The 15,104-nt window shown below is 73.1% G+C and carries 18 protein-coding genes and 1 pseudogene; 5 read left to right on the top strand and 14 right to left on the bottom strand.

Annotated elements, in window-relative coordinates; translation table 11 throughout:
* Window positions 1-2 precede the first annotated feature (2 nt).
* Complete coding sequence (locus ACFQS1_RS08105) at window positions 3-1,013, top strand: LacI family DNA-binding transcriptional regulator (protein ID WP_378965572.1); 1,011 nt, start codon at window positions 3-5, stop codon at window positions 1,011-1,013.
* 872 nt (window positions 1,014-1,885) lie between these two features.
* Here the strand turns inward: ACFQS1_RS08105 and ACFQS1_RS08100 are convergent.
* The 9 genes and pseudogenes from ACFQS1_RS08100 to ACFQS1_RS08060 all read right to left on the bottom strand — a co-directional run bounded on the left by ACFQS1_RS08100 (window position 1,886) and on the right by ACFQS1_RS08060 (window position 7,705).
* Window positions 1,886-2,686 (bottom strand): EI24 domain-containing protein, encoded by an 801-nt coding sequence (locus ACFQS1_RS08100; RefSeq protein WP_378965571.1) that lies wholly within the window; start codon window positions 2,684-2,686, stop codon window positions 1,886-1,888.
* Between the two features lie 25 nt (window positions 2,687-2,711).
* Window positions 2,712-3,128: a hypothetical protein gene (locus ACFQS1_RS08095; RefSeq protein ID WP_378965570.1), complete on the bottom strand. Its 417-nt coding sequence runs from the start codon at window positions 3,126-3,128 to the stop codon at window positions 2,712-2,714.
* Between the two features lie 67 nt (window positions 3,129-3,195).
* The gene (locus tag ACFQS1_RS08090; RefSeq protein ID WP_378965569.1) at window positions 3,196-4,083 is read right to left on the bottom strand and encodes an alpha/beta fold hydrolase; all 888 of its coding nucleotides are present in this window, start codon (window positions 4,081-4,083) and stop codon (window positions 3,196-3,198) included.
* The gene (locus ACFQS1_RS08085) at window positions 4,080-4,394 is read right to left on the bottom strand and encodes a DUF2516 family protein (RefSeq protein WP_378965568.1); all 315 of its coding nucleotides are present in this window, start codon (window positions 4,392-4,394) and stop codon (window positions 4,080-4,082) included. Before ACFQS1_RS08085 ends, ACFQS1_RS08090 begins: the two co-directional genes overlap by 4 nt.
* Before the next feature lie 58 nt (window positions 4,395-4,452).
* Complete coding sequence (locus ACFQS1_RS08080) at window positions 4,453-4,944, bottom strand: hypothetical protein (RefSeq protein ID WP_378965567.1); 492 nt, start codon at window positions 4,942-4,944, stop codon at window positions 4,453-4,455.
* A gap of 41 nt (window positions 4,945-4,985) precedes the next feature.
* Window positions 4,986-5,330 (bottom strand): annotated as a pseudogene (locus ACFQS1_RS08075) (helix-turn-helix domain-containing protein); the annotation flags it as partial.
* A gap of 88 nt (window positions 5,331-5,418) precedes the next feature.
* A complete protein-coding gene (locus ACFQS1_RS08070; RefSeq protein WP_378965566.1) occupies window positions 5,419-6,252 on the bottom strand; it encodes a beta-keto acid cleavage family enzyme in 834 nt (277 codons plus the stop codon).
* Between the two features lie 15 nt (window positions 6,253-6,267).
* Window positions 6,268-7,308: a CAF17-like 4Fe-4S cluster assembly/insertion protein YgfZ gene (ygfZ, locus tag ACFQS1_RS08065; RefSeq protein WP_378965565.1), complete on the bottom strand. Its 1,041-nt coding sequence runs from the start codon at window positions 7,306-7,308 to the stop codon at window positions 6,268-6,270.
* 1 nt (window position 7,309) lies between these two features.
* Window positions 7,310-7,705 carry a Fur family transcriptional regulator gene (locus ACFQS1_RS08060; RefSeq protein WP_378965771.1) on the bottom strand — a complete coding sequence of 132 codons (396 nt, stop codon included), beginning with the start codon at window positions 7,703-7,705 and terminating at the stop codon, window positions 7,310-7,312.
* A 46-nt stretch (window positions 7,706-7,751) separates the two neighbouring features.
* Here ACFQS1_RS08060 and ACFQS1_RS08055 point away from each other — a divergent pair, with 46 nt between their 5' ends.
* Window positions 7,752-8,483, top strand: coding sequence for an aminotransferase class IV (locus ACFQS1_RS08055; protein WP_378965564.1), 732 nt, complete (start codon window positions 7,752-7,754; stop codon window positions 8,481-8,483).
* A 14-nt stretch (window positions 8,484-8,497) separates the two neighbouring features.
* On the opposite strand, the gene ACFQS1_RS08050 is transcribed toward ACFQS1_RS08055, so the two are convergent.
* Entirely contained in the window at window positions 8,498-9,100 is a 603-nt protein-coding gene (locus tag ACFQS1_RS08050) for a heme-binding beta-barrel domain-containing protein (protein WP_378965563.1), read from the bottom strand.
* Window positions 9,097-9,201 carry a small membrane protein MtfM gene (mtfM, locus tag ACFQS1_RS08045; protein WP_020513070.1) on the bottom strand — a complete coding sequence of 35 codons (105 nt, stop codon included), beginning with the start codon at window positions 9,199-9,201 and terminating at the stop codon, window positions 9,097-9,099. Before mtfM ends, ACFQS1_RS08050 begins: the two co-directional genes overlap by 4 nt.
* A 14-nt stretch (window positions 9,202-9,215) precedes the next feature.
* Between mtfM and ACFQS1_RS08040 the strand changes: the two genes are divergently transcribed.
* Window positions 9,216-9,590 (top strand): DsrE family protein, encoded by a 375-nt coding sequence (locus tag ACFQS1_RS08040; protein ID WP_378965562.1) that lies wholly within the window; start codon window positions 9,216-9,218, stop codon window positions 9,588-9,590.
* Here the strand turns inward: ACFQS1_RS08040 and ACFQS1_RS08035 are convergent.
* Together ACFQS1_RS08035 and ACFQS1_RS08030 are read right to left on the bottom strand one after the other, a co-directional pair.
* Window positions 9,584-10,396 (bottom strand): hypothetical protein, encoded by an 813-nt coding sequence (locus ACFQS1_RS08035; protein ID WP_378965561.1) that lies wholly within the window; start codon window positions 10,394-10,396, stop codon window positions 9,584-9,586. The genes ACFQS1_RS08040 and ACFQS1_RS08035 overlap by 7 nt on opposite strands.
* Window positions 10,397-10,452: 56 nt before the next feature.
* On the bottom strand, window positions 10,453-12,555 hold the full coding sequence (locus ACFQS1_RS08030; RefSeq protein WP_378965560.1) for an ATP-dependent DNA helicase: 2,103 nt from the start codon (window positions 12,553-12,555) through the stop codon (window positions 10,453-10,455).
* Window positions 12,556-12,610: 55 nt separating this feature from the next.
* Here ACFQS1_RS08030 and ACFQS1_RS08025 point away from each other — a divergent pair, with 55 nt between their 5' ends.
* A complete protein-coding gene (locus ACFQS1_RS08025; protein ID WP_378965559.1) occupies window positions 12,611-13,114 on the top strand; it encodes a DUF402 domain-containing protein in 504 nt (167 codons plus the stop codon).
* Here the strand turns inward: ACFQS1_RS08025 and sigJ are convergent.
* Window positions 13,097-13,981: an RNA polymerase sigma factor SigJ gene (sigJ, locus tag ACFQS1_RS08020; RefSeq protein ID WP_378965558.1), complete on the bottom strand. Its 885-nt coding sequence runs from the start codon at window positions 13,979-13,981 to the stop codon at window positions 13,097-13,099. The genes ACFQS1_RS08025 and sigJ overlap by 18 nt on opposite strands.
* An 88-nt stretch (window positions 13,982-14,069) precedes the next feature.
* Between sigJ and ACFQS1_RS08015 the strand changes: the two genes are divergently transcribed.
* Window positions 14,070-15,029 carry a PI-PLC domain-containing protein gene (locus ACFQS1_RS08015; RefSeq protein ID WP_378965557.1) on the top strand — a complete coding sequence of 320 codons (960 nt, stop codon included), beginning with the start codon at window positions 14,070-14,072 and terminating at the stop codon, window positions 15,027-15,029.
* Window positions 15,030-15,104: the final 75 nt, after the last annotated feature.

Raw genomic sequence — 15,104 nt, 5'->3', positions numbered from 1 at the left:
TGGTGGTGACGCGGGAGCGGCCGACCCTGGAAGCGGTGGCGCGACGCGCCGGCGTGTCCAGGGCGACCGTCTCCCGCGTCGTCAACGGCTCGACGTCGGTGGCCGCCTCGATCCGCGAGGCGGTCAACCGGGCGGTCGAGGAGCTGGGCTACGTGCCCAACCAGGCCGCCCGCAGCCTGGTCACCCAGCGCACCGAGTCGATCGCGCTGATCCTGCCGGAGACCGCCAACCGGGTCTTCTCCGACGACCTCTTCTTCCCGGCGATCATCCGGGGCGTGGGCGGCGAGCTCGAGGCCGCCGACAAGCAGCTGGTGCTGATGATGGCCGGCTCGGCCAAGAGCCACGACCGGGTCGAGCGCTACGCGGTGGCCGGCCACGTGGACGGCGTCATGTTCGCCTCCATGCACGGCGCCGACCCGCTGCCCGGCACGCTGGTGCGGCTGGGCATCCCGGTGGTGTGCAGCGGCCGCCCGATCGGCGAGGCCGCGGTGCCGTACGTGGACGTCGACCATTTCGGCGGCGTCTGCTCGGCGGTGCGCCACCTCGTCGCCTCCGGCCGCCGCCGGATCGCCACCATCGCCGGCCCGCAGGACATGGTGGCCGGCATCGACCGCCTCGCCGGCTATCGCGCCACCCTGGATGAGGCCGGCCTCGCCCAGCACGTGGCGATCGGCGACTTCACCCGCGAGTCCGGGATCGCGGCGATGCGCGCCCTGCTGGCCGACGACCCGCAGCTGGACGCGGTCTTCGTGGCGTCCGACATGATGGCGCACGGCGCGCTGATCGCGCTCAAGGACGCGGGCCGCCGGGTCCCGGCCGACGTCGCGGTGGTCGGCTTCGACGACTTCGAGATCAGCCGGTACAGCGAGCCGCCGCTGACCACCGTGCGCCAGCCGATCGTCGAGATGGGCCGCACGATGGCCCGCCAGTTGCTCGGCCTGATCAACGGCGAGCCGCATCAGGCCGACGCCGTGGTCCTGCCGACCGAGCTGGTGATCCGCGAGTCGGCCTGATTTCCTACGCTGGGCGTCCGGTCGCGCTGCTTTATCGGGTACGCGTGACGCGCCCCGTCCACAGCCACAGTCAGCACCCGACCCGCAGTGCACCGCGAGCCCGCACACCCCCACACCCGGCACGCGCCCCACCGCGCGCCACCGCCACACCACGCGCACCGCCACACCGCGCGCACCGCCACACCACGCGCACCGCGGGCACCGCGCGCACCGCGGGCACCTCGCACCGCGGGCACCCCCCACACCGCGCGCACCCCCGCACCGCGCGCACCCCCGCACCCCCGCACCGCGCGCACTGCCACACCGCGCGCACCCCCGCACTGCCACACCGCGCGCACCTCGCACCGCGAGCACCCTCGCACCGCGCGCACCTCGCGCCGCGGGCACCCGCGCACCGCGGCACCTCGCACCGCGGGCACCCCGCACCGCGCGCACCCCGCACCGCGCGCACCCCCGCACGCGATCTTGATAAGTTGCCGTTTGCCGCTAACGGGAACTCACCACCGCTAGCGGCCTCGGATCAGCTACTGGTGGATATAAACCGATATGTCGGGCTCATGCGAGTCCAGGTTCCCATCGAATGGACTCATCGCCCAGGTACCGGGACGTCCGACCGGTAAGTGGGACCGCGTCCCGTGCGCTGAGAACGATCGCCACATAGCGAGACGACGGCCCGGCGTAACCGGCCGCTCCCACCGCCACCAAGCACGCCCCGGCCATGGCGAGCCATGCCCCGCCGCAGTCACCGCAAAATTTGTGGATCACCCGCCGCCCACAGACCTCCCCCACCCCCGTCCTGGGCGGGGCCGAGTAGAGCACGTGGGTCTGACAGGAATTTGGGGTTGTCCACAGGGGGTGCGCCGAGATGAGCTCTAGGTGTGTTCCAGCCGGCCGGATGGCTCGAGTCGTGGCGTGGAGTCGCTCAAAGGCAGGCCCAAGACCGTGCGGGCGAGCAGCGTCGCGCCGGTCACCGCGGCCGGCATGAGCAGGACGGCGCCGAGCGGGATCAGGAAGCAGCAGAACACCGCCACGCCGAAGCCGAGCACGAGCGGCCGCCGGGTGCGCAGCACGGCCCGCCGGTCGGCCAGGCGCTTGCCGCGCCGCTGGAACGGCACGCCGGTCAGCTCGACCGCGAGCAGCCAGCCGCCGACCAGCGCGCCGATCACCGGGATCACGGTCTGCCCGACGAACGGCAGGAAGCCCAGCAGGAACAGCGGTATGCCGACCAGGATCGACAACCCGATCAGCCGGAGCGAGTCGACCAGGCTGCGGCCCAGCGAGCGCCAGAAGCCGACCTCCACCTCGTCCGGCACGCCGCCGAAGCGGTCCTCGATCAGCTCGGAGATGCGCTCGTAGAACGGGTCGCCGATGAGCAGGGTCACCGCGGTGAAGGTGAGGATGCCGAGCAGCGCCGAGACGCCCAGCAGGCCAGCGCCGCCGAGCACGCGCATGAGGTCGCGCCAGCCCTCGGACCAGTCGTCGGCGAACCAGGTGACGCCCCGGGAGAGCTGGGGCAGGAAGTCGATCAGGAGGATCAGCGCCGTCCCGTAGAGGATGCCGGCGATCACCGCGGGCAGCAGGCCGAGCCCCAGCAGCTTGGGGCTGCGCAGGATCAGGCCGAGGCCACGGACGAGGAGGGAGGCGCCGGACAGGAACTGCCGAACTGCGGTCACGACCCGGCAGTTTAGGGCCCGGTCGCTAGCCGCCGGCGGACGGCGTCGCGCTCGGGTCGGCGGACGGCGCGTCGGAGGCGCTCGGGGTCACGGTGATCTCGGTGGGCGTGGGGACCGGCGGGTCGATCAGGGTCGGCAGCGGCGAGGCCGACGACTCGATCGGGGCCGAGCCGGACGGGATCGCGGTGGTCGGCGACGGCGCCGCGGACGGCGCCGAGGCGATCGGCGGGACCACCGAGCTGGGCGTCAGCGGGCGGGGCGAGAACTGGACCTCGATCAGCCGCTGCGAGCCGGCCCGCCGCGGGGCGGTGCCGATCCCGCCGCTGCCGCTGCCGGCGCCGAGTCCGCCGGTGCCGGCCGGCGCGCCGACGTGGAACGGCTTGCGCGCTGGCGTCGCCAGCGTCCAGCCGATCGCCACCGAGATCGGCAGCCCCAGCGCCACGAGTCCGAAAAAGATGGTTTTAGGGGATAGCCGCACGTGGAGAACACCGGACAAGGGCGGTCAAAAGTTACGGGGAGTTCAGAAACGATGAGATGCGTTCCCGGAGCTCCGCCCGATTTGTCCAGAGAACGGCGGGGCGGTCGTACACGTGCAGGGAAGCCCCCGGCAAGAGCGACGCCAACCGCTCGGCCCAGCCCACCGGATGCACCTCGTCGCCCTGGCAGCCGATCACCAGGGCCCGGCCCGGAAAGCTGCGCAGCGCCGACAGGTCGACGACCGCCGGCTCGTGCCACAGCGTGGTGAGCTCGGCCGCCAGGCCGTCCCGCTGCAGCTGCTCGACCCGTTGCCGCAGATAGCTCCAGCCCGTCGGCGTGTTGCGCACCGAGGCGGGCAGCTCATACTCCACGGCGGCGGCGATCGACGCGGCCTCGCCCGACTCCACCGCGGCCAGCAGGCGCTCGGCCCGCGCCTCGGCGGCGGCCGGCCGGGTGCCGTCGAGCGGCGCCGGCAGATAGCAGACCACCCGCTCGAACCGCTCCGGCGTCTGGCTCAGCAGCCGGCACAGCGCCGCGGCGCCCATGCTCACGCCGAGAGCCCGGGTGGCGCCGGCCAGATCGGCCACCGCACGCAGATCGTCGGCGAGGTCGCCGAACGTCCACGGCCCCACCGGCGCGTCGGAGCGGCCGTGCTCGCGGAAGTGGAAGAAGACCCGGCGGCCGGCGACCGCGCTGCCCATCGGGCGGGTGCCGGCGATGTCACCGCCGAGGCCGTGCGCGAAGACGGTGACCGGCTCACCGACCCCGGCGACCAGCTGCTCGAGCCGCACGCCGGAGGGGGTGGAGACCAGCTCGGTGGGCGGGCCGGGCAGCGTCGGCCGCCCGGAGCGCGGGCCGGTCGGCTCGCGGCGCTGCAGGCGGGGCCCGCCGTCGGGTGGCGGCGGGCCGAACCGCCTCACCAGGACCCTTTGCCGTCCGACAGGTCTTTGAGCCCGGGACGGACGTCGAGCAGGTAGATCAGGGCGGCGGCGATGCCGATCAGGCTGAAGATGCCGATGGCGCTGCTCACCAACAGCGTCAGCACGATGCAGACGGCCAGGATCGCCGCCCAGGCGCCCTTGGGCAGGGTTCCGATGGCCTGGAACCCGTCCCCGCGCTGGGTCAGGCAGTGAATCAGGGCGACCGCCTGCACGACCAGCGAAAAGATGAGGATGAGCAGCTCGATGTAGCTCTGCACATCGCGGTAGAAGATCGGCGCGGAAAGGGCCATGACGAAAAGTCTATGCCGCGGGCCCCAGCGTTCGCCGGGGCCCGCGGGTCAAGATTGATTACTCGGCGGCCGGCTTGGCGGCGCGCTTGCGGGGCTTCGGAGCTGCGCCGTTGGCGGCGGCCACGGACGGCGCGGCGGACCCGGTCGCCTGCGGGGCGGCCTCGACAGCCTTCGGCGCCTCGGTGGTCTCGATGTCGGCGTTCACCACGTCGGCGGTGCTGACGACACCGCTGCCTACGACCTTCTCACCGCGGGCGACCAGTGCGGTGTACGCCGCGACGGTGCGCTCCTGGGCCAACTGGGCGAGGGAGGTCGCCACGCTGGCCGCGTTGCCGCGGAGCGCGTCGAAGTCGGTGGTCTGCGCCTTCTCGCGGAGCTGGGCGGCCTTGACGTTGGCCTGCTCGTTGTACGTGCGCAGCGACGCCGCGGCCTTCTCGCTGAGCTCGGTCACCACGGCCGGCAGCTTGCGCAGCTGCTGGTAGGCCAGGTCGCCGGCGCCGGCGGCGGCGTACAGCGGGGCGGGGAATCGGGTCTTGGTCTGGTCGGTCATTTCGTCTCCTCGGCTTGCTCGGTCTCGGGCTCGGGCTCGCGCCGGGCGTTCTCGTTGCGGAACGTCTCGTAGATCTGCGACAGCGACTGCTTCTGGGCGATCGTCAGGTCGGGGTCGACCGCGATCGCGGCCAGCACCCCCTGCTGACCCTCGCCGTCCAGCAAACCCGCACGCAGGTACATCGCAGGGGTGGAAACCCGCAGCGCGCTGGCGATCTGCTGCAACACCTCGGCGCTCGGCTTGCGCAGGCCACGCTCGATCTGGCTCAGATACGGATTGCTCACGCCCGCCTTGTCGGCGAGCTGGCGCAGCGAGATCTTCGCATTTTCCCGCAGGTCACGGATGAAACTCCCGATGTCCTGCGGCAGATCCTTGGGCGTGGCCATGCATCCGACCGTAGCTCGGAGTGCTAGCTGTTGCAAGCAGAATGCTAACTCCAGCTAGCGTGAGGCCGCTCACCGCTGCTCGCGACGATCAGCGGCGAGGGATCCCGAGCAGGTCGCGGGCCGCGGCGGTGGTGAGCGGCGGGCGCTGCGCCAACTGGGCGAACCCGGCGGCCCGGGCCACGAGCTGCATGTTCGACTCGACCGGCTGGCCCTTCGCGTATGTGACCGTGTCCTCCATCCCGACGCGCAGGTGGCCGCCCGCCGACAGCGAGGCCAGCATCACCGGGATCGTGGTGCGGCCGATGCCGGTGGCCGAGAACGTGGTGCCCGCCGGCAGGTCGCGGATGGCGTGCTCGCAGGCGGCCAGCGCCGCGGTCGTGCCCGGCATCCCGCCCGGCACCCCCATCACCAGGTCGACGTGCACGTGGCCGCCGGCCGGCAGGTCGTACTGGCCGAGCAGCCGCTGCAGCGTGGTGAGCTGGCCCAGGTCGAAGATCTCGTACTCCGGCACGATGCCGCGCTCCTGCATGCGGACGTGCAGGTCGACGATGAACTCCCAGCGGTTCATGAACACGCCGTCGCCGAAGTTGACCGTGCCCATCGTGCAGGAGGCCATCTCGGGACCGGCGTCGAGCACGGCCAGCCGGCCGGCTTCGGGGTCGGTCACCGCGCCGCCCGACGAGAGCTGCACGATCAGGTCGGTGGCGTCGCGCAGCGCGGCCACGGTGGCGCGCAGGCGGCCCTGGTCGAGGGTGGGCTCGGCGGCAGCGTCGCGGATGTGCACGTGGATGATGGAGGCGCCGAGCGCCTCGCACTCCTTGGCGGTCTGCACCAGCTCGTCGAGGGTGACGGGCAGGGCGGGCACGGCCGCCTTGCTGACTTCCGCGCCGGTCGGAGCAACGGTGATCACGGTCCCGGTCATGCCGTGAACGTTAGTTCAGGCGGGATCTATGGAAGCCACCGAGTCGCCGATTTTCAGCTCGGCGTCGTCGGGGACGTTGCGCTTGATCACGGCCAGGGCGATCATGCCGAGCTCGTGGTGGCGCACCGCGGTGCCGACGAAGCCGACCTCGCGGTCGCCGCTGACCACCGGCGTGCCGTGGGCCGGTGGCTGGTCGGTGGCGATGCCGTCGAGGTGCAGCAGCACCAGCCGGCGCGGCGGGCGGCCCAGGTGGTGGACCCGGGCGACCGTTTCCTGACCGCGGTAGCAGCCCTTGTCGAGGTGCACGGCGTGCTGGAGGAACGAGGCCTCGGCCGGGATCGTGCGGTGGTCGGTCTCCCAGCCCAGGCGCGGCACGCGGTGCTCGACGCGGATGGCCTCGTAGGCCCACAGGCCGGCCATCGGGAGGCCGAGCTTCTCGATCACGGCCGTCTTCGCCGAGCGGGGCACCAGGAGGTCGACGCCGAGCGGCACCCGCCGGGCCAGGCCGCCCTCGTATGCCCGTACGGAATAGCGGCTGGTGGCCTGCGGCGGCACGGACCCGGCGGCGAATTTCGGGCCCGGCACCGCACCCACCCGGGGCTCTTCCAGGTCGGGGAAGAGATCGCCGGCGCCCGGCCCGACGAGCGACAGCACGGCCAGCTCGGCGGTCGCGTCCCGCGGCTCGACCCGGGTGAAGAAGCGCATCATCTCCAGGTATTTCAGGAGACCGGCGCCCGCGCCCGGCTCGGTGTCGAGCCACGCGGTCTCGCCGTCCTCGGTGACGAAAGCATGCTGCTCGACGTGCCCGTGCGGGGACAGCACCAGCAGCTCGGAGCCGGTGAACGCCGACAAATCAGATAGATGTTGCGTGGTCAGCGTGTGCAGCCAGGACGCCCGCTCCTCGCCCGGCACGGCGAGCACGTCGCGGTTCGAGCGGTCGACCAGGCCGACCGCGGTGGCCAAGGTGCGCTGCTCCCGCATCGGATCGCCGTAGTGGGCGGCCACCCCGGCGTCGGCGGACGAGGGATCGAGGTCCTCGACCATCACGACGGTCATCTCAACACTCCTTGCAGTCCTCGCAGACCCCGAAGAGCGAGACGTGGCCGACGTCGACCCGGAAGCCCCGCTCCGCGAGCAGCCGGTCGGTCACCGGCAGCATCACCGTCGGGTCTACCTCAGAAATCGATCCGCATCCACGACAGACCAGGTGAACGTGCTGATCCTCACCGGCGGCGTGATAGGTCGGCGAGCCGTGCGAGAGGTGGGTGTGGTTGACCAGGCCCAGCTCCTCGAGCAGCTCGAGGGTGCGATACACCGTGGTGATGTTGACCCCGGCCACGCGCTCGCGCACCGCGGTGTGCACCTGCTCGGGCGTGGCGTGCCCGAGATCGTGCACCGCTTCCAGGATCAGCTGGCGCTGCGGGGTGAGCCGCAGCCCGCGCTCCCGGAGCATCTCGGCTAGCGATGTGGCGGACACGTCACCAGGTTACGCTCCGGCGGTGACGCTCTCGGTCTCGCCGGACGAGCTGTTCGGCGACGGGGTCTTCGAGACCATTCACCTGCGCCCGGCCGGCCCGTTCCTGCTCCCCGCGCACCTGGCTCGGCTGGCCGGATCGGCCGCGTTGCTCGACATCGCCGTGCCGGAGATCACCGTGGACGCGCACGGATCGGACGGCGCCGAGGAAGCCCTGCGGATCATCTGCACGCGGCGGTCGCACCGGGTGACGGTCTCGCCGATCCCGCCGGAGACGCTGCGCGAGCGACGCGAGGGCGTGCGGGTGGTCAGCGCCGGCCTCGGCTTCGCCATCGGCGGCAAACCCCCGTGGTCGCTCTGGGGGGCCAAGACTTTGTCGTACGCGGAGAACTTCGCCGCCCGCCGCTGGGCCCGCGCCCGCGGCGCCGACGATCTGCTGTGGCTCTCGACCGAGGGGTACGCGCTGGAGGCCCCGACCGCCTCCCTGGTCTGGCTGGCCGGTTCCGACCTCTGCACCGTGCCGTACGCGGAAGCGCAGATCCTGCCCGGCACCACCGCCGGCCACCTGCTCTCGCTGGCGCCGTCGGTGGGCCTGCGCCCCTGCCACCGGATGGTGACCATCGACCAGTTGCGCGGGGCGGACGCGATCTGGCTCGCCTCCGCGCTGCGCGGCTTGGCCTTCGTCACCGAGCTGGACGGCGTCCCGCGGCGTCGCTCCCGCTGGACGCCGATCCTGCTCGACCTGCTCGGCTACTGACGGCGCGAGCCGGGCTAGCCGCCGATGCGCAGCAGGCGGGCCGACATGTGGTCGCGCAGCTCGCTGCCGTCCACCGCCATGCCGTGCGCGTAGAGCAGCGCCCCCTCGACGATGCCGAACAGCCGGTGCCCGCCCGTCACGTGCAGGCCGCCCGGCGTGTACGCCACCGCGTCGGCCTCCATCTCGAGCCGGGTCGGGCCGAGGGTCTTGCCCAGGTAGAGCTCCGCCGTGCCGTCGGGGGTGATGAAGGTCGCCTCCATCTCGTCGCCGGCCCGCCCGTCGACCAGCACCGGCCGCCAGAAGCCCGACTCGACGATCCACTCGCCGGCCGGTTTCGACTCTTCGTCGAGCAACCACGAGCGCGACTCGAAGCGCAGGAACGGCCGCCCGTCGTGGCTGATCCGCACCTCCTGCGCGAAGTTGTAGTCCTCGTCGGCCGGGAAGCCGCCCTGCCCGCGCCCGCGCCACAGCCCCACGAACGGCAGCAGGCCCAGCAGCGCGGGGTGCAGGTCGGCGCCCTGACGCAGGTCGTGCGTCTCCTCGTAGGGGTAGGGGTCGACCGGCGGCGCGTTCAGCCACGGCGGTGGGCCCAGTGGGTTGTCCGACTCGCCGCTCACCAGCGCCCCCTCGAAATCCGAATGGCCAGATAGCCGAAACCGCCCGCCAGCGCGCCCAACCCGGCGACCAGCAGGCTCACGAACCCGATCTCCGTAACCATGACCGGCCCATCTTATGCTGGCGCCCATGGCACGTTTGCTGGTCGTCAAGGCAACCGCCGGCGCGGACGCGCCCGAGCGCTGCTCCCAGGCTTTCACGGTGGCGTCGACGGCCGTCGCGTCCGGCGTGGACGTCAGCTTCTGGCTGACCGGCGAGTCGACCTGGTTCGCCCTGCCCGGCCGGGCCGCCGAGTTCCAGCTGCCGCACGCCGCGCCCCTGCCCGACCTGCTCGACCTGTTGCTGGCCGGCGGCAAGGTGACCGCGTGCACCCAGTGCGCCGCCCGCCGCGAGATCACCCCCGACGACGTCCTCCCCGGCATCCGCATCGCCGGGGCCGCGGTCTTCGTCGAGGAGGTCACCGCCGAGGGCGCGCAGGCCCTGGTCTACTGACAGCCGCCACTCACACCGACCCGCAACGTCTTGCCGTCGGAGACGACAACAACAGATTCCAGGCCTTTCCGGTACGCCCACACGCCCTCATCCGACCGCACGACCTCCGCCCCCGCGGCCGCCTCGCGCAGCCGCGCCGGCCAGTCCCGGGGCGCCGGAACCTCCACGGTGTAGCTTCCCGCCACCCCGCCCCCGGGACAGTCCACGGCCCGCGCCGCCGGCGTGCCACTTCCACCCAGCTTCCGGAGAAGCGCCGTCATCTCGGCCGGCACCGCGCCCGCCGCCGGGTCGCTCCGGTCGGTGCCGTCGAGCGGCCCCGGCCGGCACCCGCTGGTGAGCCGCAGCGTGAGCACCTTGGTCTCGGCGTCGGAGGCCGCGTCGATCCCGATGAAGTTGCCCGCGTCGGCGTGGAACGAGAGCCGCGTGCCGCCCCGGCTGACCGCGACCCCCGCCCGGTAGGCCGCCGGCAGCGCGTCGGCGATCCCCTTGAGCGCCGCCTCGGCCTCCCCCGGCCGCACGTAGAGCGTGAGATCCCGGGCCGCCACATACCCATGCCGCACCGGCGTGATCCGGCAGTCCCCGACCACGTCGAGCTCACCGATCACTACCGCCGCCTGCCGGCCCTGACCCGCGGCCGAGTAGACCACCCCCGCGGCCCGCTGCAACTCGCCCACGGCATCGGTGATGTCCCGCTGCTCGGGCACGGTAGGCGGCGAGTGCCACACCGACCAGGTCGCCAGGACGGTCAGCACCGCGATCCACCCCGCGACGATCCCTAATACCCACCAGCGCCGCCGTCCCGTCACGGCAGCCATGGTGACACGCCCGCGAAGGGAGCGGCGCCGGGCCATCAGCCGGACGATCAGCTCCTGGCCAGGCGCTGGAGGGCGCCGAGCGCGACGTCGGGGCGGGTGGTGTACCAGAACGGCGGCAGGGACTTGCGCAGGAAGCCGCCGTATCCGCGGGCCGTCTCGAGGCGGGAGTCGAGGACCGCCACCACGCCCTTGTCGCCGGTCGAGCGGATCAGCCGGCCCACGCCCTGGGCCAGGCGGATCGCGGCGATCGGGACGCTCACCGAGGCGAAGCCGGAACCGCCGGCCGCGTCGACGGCGGCCGAGCGGGCGGCGGCCAGCGGCTCGTCGGGGCGGGGGAACGGCAGGCGGTCGATCACCACGAGCTGACACGAGTCGCCGGGGACGTCGACGCCCTGCCACAGGGACATGACGCCGAACAGGCAGCTCGCCCGATCCTCCCGGAACTTGCGGACCAGCAGCGGCAGCGCCTCCTCGCCCTGGAGGAGGATCGGCACGTCGGTGCGGGCGCGCAGCAGCTCGGCGGCCTGGGTCGCGGCCCGGCGGGACGAGAACAGGCCCAGCGTGCGGCCGCCGAGGGCGGTGACCAGCTTGAGCAGTTCCTCGCCGGCGGCGTCCGGCAGGCCGGAGGCGGCGGGGCGGGGCAGGTGCGCGGCCACGTACAGGATGCCCTGCTTGGGATAGTCGAAGGGCGAGCCGACGTCGAGCGACGTCCAGCCGTCGCCGGAGGCGGCGGGCGCCTCCGGGGTGAGCGCGCCGGGAGCGGCCGTCTCGGCGACGGCGGTGCGGGGCGACGGCGCCGGGCCGCTGCCGGCGCCCGCGGCCGGCGCGGCGAGACCCGGACCCTTCGGAGCCGAGACCGGCAGGCCGAGCGAGCGGGCGACCGTGTCGAAGCGGCCGCCCAGGGTCAGCGTGGCCGAGGTGGCGACGACCGTGCGGTCGGTGTAGAGCCCGTTGGAGAGCGTGCCGGCCACCGAGAGCGGCGCGACCACCAGCGCGCGGCGGCCGCTGCCCAGGTCGGACTTCTCGACCCAGGCCACGTCGAAGTCGGACTCCTCCAGCAGCCGCTGGGCGGTCTCGCCCAGGTCACCGATGGCGGCCTTGGCCTGCTGTTTGCGTACCGGATCGGGATCGTCGCTCTTGATCTCGCCGATCGCGCTCAGCGCGGCGCGCGTGGCCGATTCCAGCAGGGTGACCGCCTGGTGCAGGGCCGGCGGCAGCCCGGTGGTGAGCCGGCCGGCCGGCACGTCGGCGAGGCCGACCGTCAGCGCGTCGGCCGCCTCGGCCAGGGCGTCGGTCGCGGCCTGCGGGATCAGCTTGCCGGCGCGGCGGGCCGAGCGCTCGATCGCGTCGGGCGTCAGCTCGGCCTGCGACGCCGAGGAGACCCGGTCGGCCAGCTCGTGGGCCTCGTCGATGATCAGCAGCCGGTGCGGCGGGACGATGTGCCGGTCGGCGAGCATGTCGACGGCGAGCAGGCTGTGGTTGGTGACCACCACGTCGGCATCGCGGGCGCGGGCGCGGGAGGCCTCGGCGAAGCACTCGGCGCCGTACGGGCATTTGGCGGCGCCGACGCAGTCGCGGGCCGGCATCGACACCTGGCGCCAGGCCGTGTCGTCGACGCCGGGGTCGAGCTCGTCGCGGTCGCCGGTCGTCGTCTTTTCCGACCAGGCGCGCAGCCGCTGGATCTGCTTGCCGAGCTTGCCCGCCTCGCCCAGCCACTGGGTGGCCCGGGGCGGCGCGTCGTCGAAGAGCGTGTCGGTGGGCGCCTCCTCGTCGGCGTGCTCCATCTTGGCCAGGCACAGGTAGTGGTGGCGGCCCTTGAGCACCGCGTACGTCGGGCGGCGGCCGAGGACCGGCTCGACCGCCTCGGCCAGGCGGGGCAGGTCGTGCTCGACGAGCTGATTTTGCAGGGCGAGCGTGGCGGTGGAGACCACCACCGGGCCGTCGACCAGCAGGGCGGGCGTCAGGTAGGCCAAACTCTTGCCGGTGCCCGTGCCGGCCTGGACGAGCAGGTGCTCGCGATCGCGCACGGCCCGGTCGATGGCGGCGGCCATGGCCTGCTGGCCGGGGCGGGCCGACCCACCCGGGACGGCGCCGACGGCGGCGGCGAGGAGGTCGTCGGCGGTGGCTTTCTTCCGAGTGGCTGCGGGCACGCACAGAAGGTACCCGCCACCACCGACAGAAGCCGACCACCGTTAGTGTTCTCGCATGCCGCACGACATGGTCCGGGTCGTCTACACGAAGTACGACGGCTCGGCCCACCGGGACTATCCGGCGCGCCGCTTCGACTCCGATGACCTGGGCGTCTGGGTCGGCGTGACGCGCGGGACGCCGTCGGTCTACCACGGCCGCCCGTCGGTCGAGCAGATCCCGTTCATCCTGCTGATCCCGCATCACGCGTGGTGGACGGGCATGTTCAACCCGCCGCCGCGCACCAGCGAGGTGTATTGCGACATCACCACGCCGGCCCGGTGGGAGGGCGACACGGTGCACATCATCGACCTCGACCTCGACGTGGTGCGCCGGCGCGGGACCGGCCTGGTGGAGCTGCGCGACGAGGACGAGTTCGACGAGCACCGGGTGCAGTTCGGCTACCCCGACTACCTGGTCGACGAGGCCCGCGCAGCGGCGAGCAGGCTGATAGGCGCGCTCGGCGACGGCAGCGAGCCGTTCGCGACGCAACACCGCAAGTACCTAAACGAGGTCGCGTAACTCCAGCTTGTTCGGGTTGAGCTGGTTGAAGAGGCCGGTGATCCGGCCGTCGTCGATCGCGACGGCCAGCACCGAGCGGACCATCCGCCCGTTGGCGAGGCGGCCGCGCGCGAGCAGGCCCAGGGAGCCGTTGACCAGCACCGTCTCGATCTCGACGTCGCCCAGCCCGGACATGATGCCGAGGAAGAAGCGGGCCACCTTGTCGGCGCCGAGGACCGGGCGGGTGCCGACGCCGGGCACCAGGCCGCCGCCGTCGCCGATCGACACCACGTCCGGCGCGAGCAGGGCCGCGAGCGCCGTCAGGTCGCCGCCGTCGGCCGCGTCGAGGAACGCGCCGAGCACCCGGCGCTGCTCGGCGAGGCCGGCCGTGTGCCGCACGCTGTCCTGCGCGACGGCCCGGCGGCCGCGGGAGGCGTGCTGGCGGGCGGCGGCCTCGGTCGTGTTGAGGACCGTGGCCACGTCCTCGAACGGCATGCCGAACGCGTCGTGCAGGACCAGCGCCACCCGCTGCTCCGGGGTCAGCTTTTCGAGGACCACCAGCAGCGCGAGGCCGACCTGGTCGCTCATCTCGGCGCGGGCCGCGGGCCCGGCGTCGGGCTCCACCACGTACGACGGAAGCCATTGTCCCGGATAGACCGCGCGGCTCACCCGTGCCGACTTGAGCACGTCGAGGCAGATGCGCCCGGTGACGGTGGTGAGCCAGCCGCGCACGTCGCGGATCTCGCCGCCGTCGCGTGCCTTGGCGTAGCGCAGCCACGCCTCCTGCACCGCGTCCTCCGCCTCGGCCCGGCTGCCGAGCATCCGGTACGCGACGGCCAGCAGGTGTGGTCGTTCGGCCTCGAATTCGGTGGCGATCAGGGACGGCATGAGGGAATTCTGCGCGACATTGCCCGGGCGCGGGTATCGGATGTGACACAGTAGTAAACACGCATTTCGGATGAATCGGATGGTGCGCGTGAACGGTGCGACTATCGCCGGTGGTCTGGCCGGCCTCGCCGGAGCGGCCGGGGTGATCTCGGCCGGGACCGTTCTGATCCGCCGGCCGCGGCCCTTCCAGCCGTCCGGGCACGCGATCGCCCCGCCCACGTCGATCGACCCGCTGCCCGAGGTGATCCGGCGAGGGCTGGGCGGCCTGACCGTCCCGGTCACCCCGGGGCCGCACGGCGAGTTGTTCCTCGGACCCGGCGGCCCGCAGCCCGGCCGTACGCTGCGGCGGCTCGTGCTCACCCCGCTCTTCGCCCGGATCGCCGGCCGCGGCGGCCGGCTCAGCCGCGAGCAACGCACGCCGTTCCGGCTCGCCGTCGAGTTCACCGGCGCCATCCGCGAGCCGGAGACGCTGCTGCGCGCGTTCCGGATGCTCGACCAGCAGCTGCGGGACCACGCCGGGCTGCTCAGCCACAGTGACGGCGAGACCCTCGTGCCGGGCGCGGTCACCGTCTCGGTGTGCGGCATCGTCGACGTACGCGAACTGCTCGCCACCCAGAGCGAGCGGTACGCCTTCGCCGACGGCACCTTCGACGACCTCGGCTCGCGGTCGTCGCCGCCGGCCCTGGTCCCCACGATCAGCGAGCCGTGGAGCCGCCGGTTCGGCTGGGACGGCCGCGAGCCGATCCCGGCCGAGGAGCGGCACCTGCTGCACGCGCTGGTCCGCCAGGCGCACGAGGACGGCCGGACGGTGCGGATCGCCGGGCTGCCGGAGGGCTCGCGGCTGGCGCGGCGGGCAATCTGGACCGAGCTGAGCGCCGCCGGGGTCGACGTGATCGCCGACCGTGACCAGCGTGGACTCGTACGTCACCTGCGCCGGCACCCGGTCGCGCGGCGGACGCCCGCCACGCCGCCGCCGGCCCGGGCGGTCCGCCGCTCGTCCCCCCGGCCGCATGCGCCCCGGCCCGATCGCCGCCACGAGCCGGTGTAGAAGCGGCTGTCACGGGGCACCATGGCGGGCGAACGCCAGGTGAACCGGGGAGGACCGCTAGCATTCCTGGAGATC

Origin of the sequence: Paractinoplanes rhizophilus, assembly GCF_042664765.1 — a bacterium.
Lineage (GTDB): Bacteria > Actinomycetota > Actinomycetes > Mycobacteriales > Micromonosporaceae > Actinoplanes > Actinoplanes rhizophilus.
The sequence above is the reverse complement of the archived record's forward strand: the minus strand, read 5'-3'. Positions and strand labels throughout refer to the sequence as shown.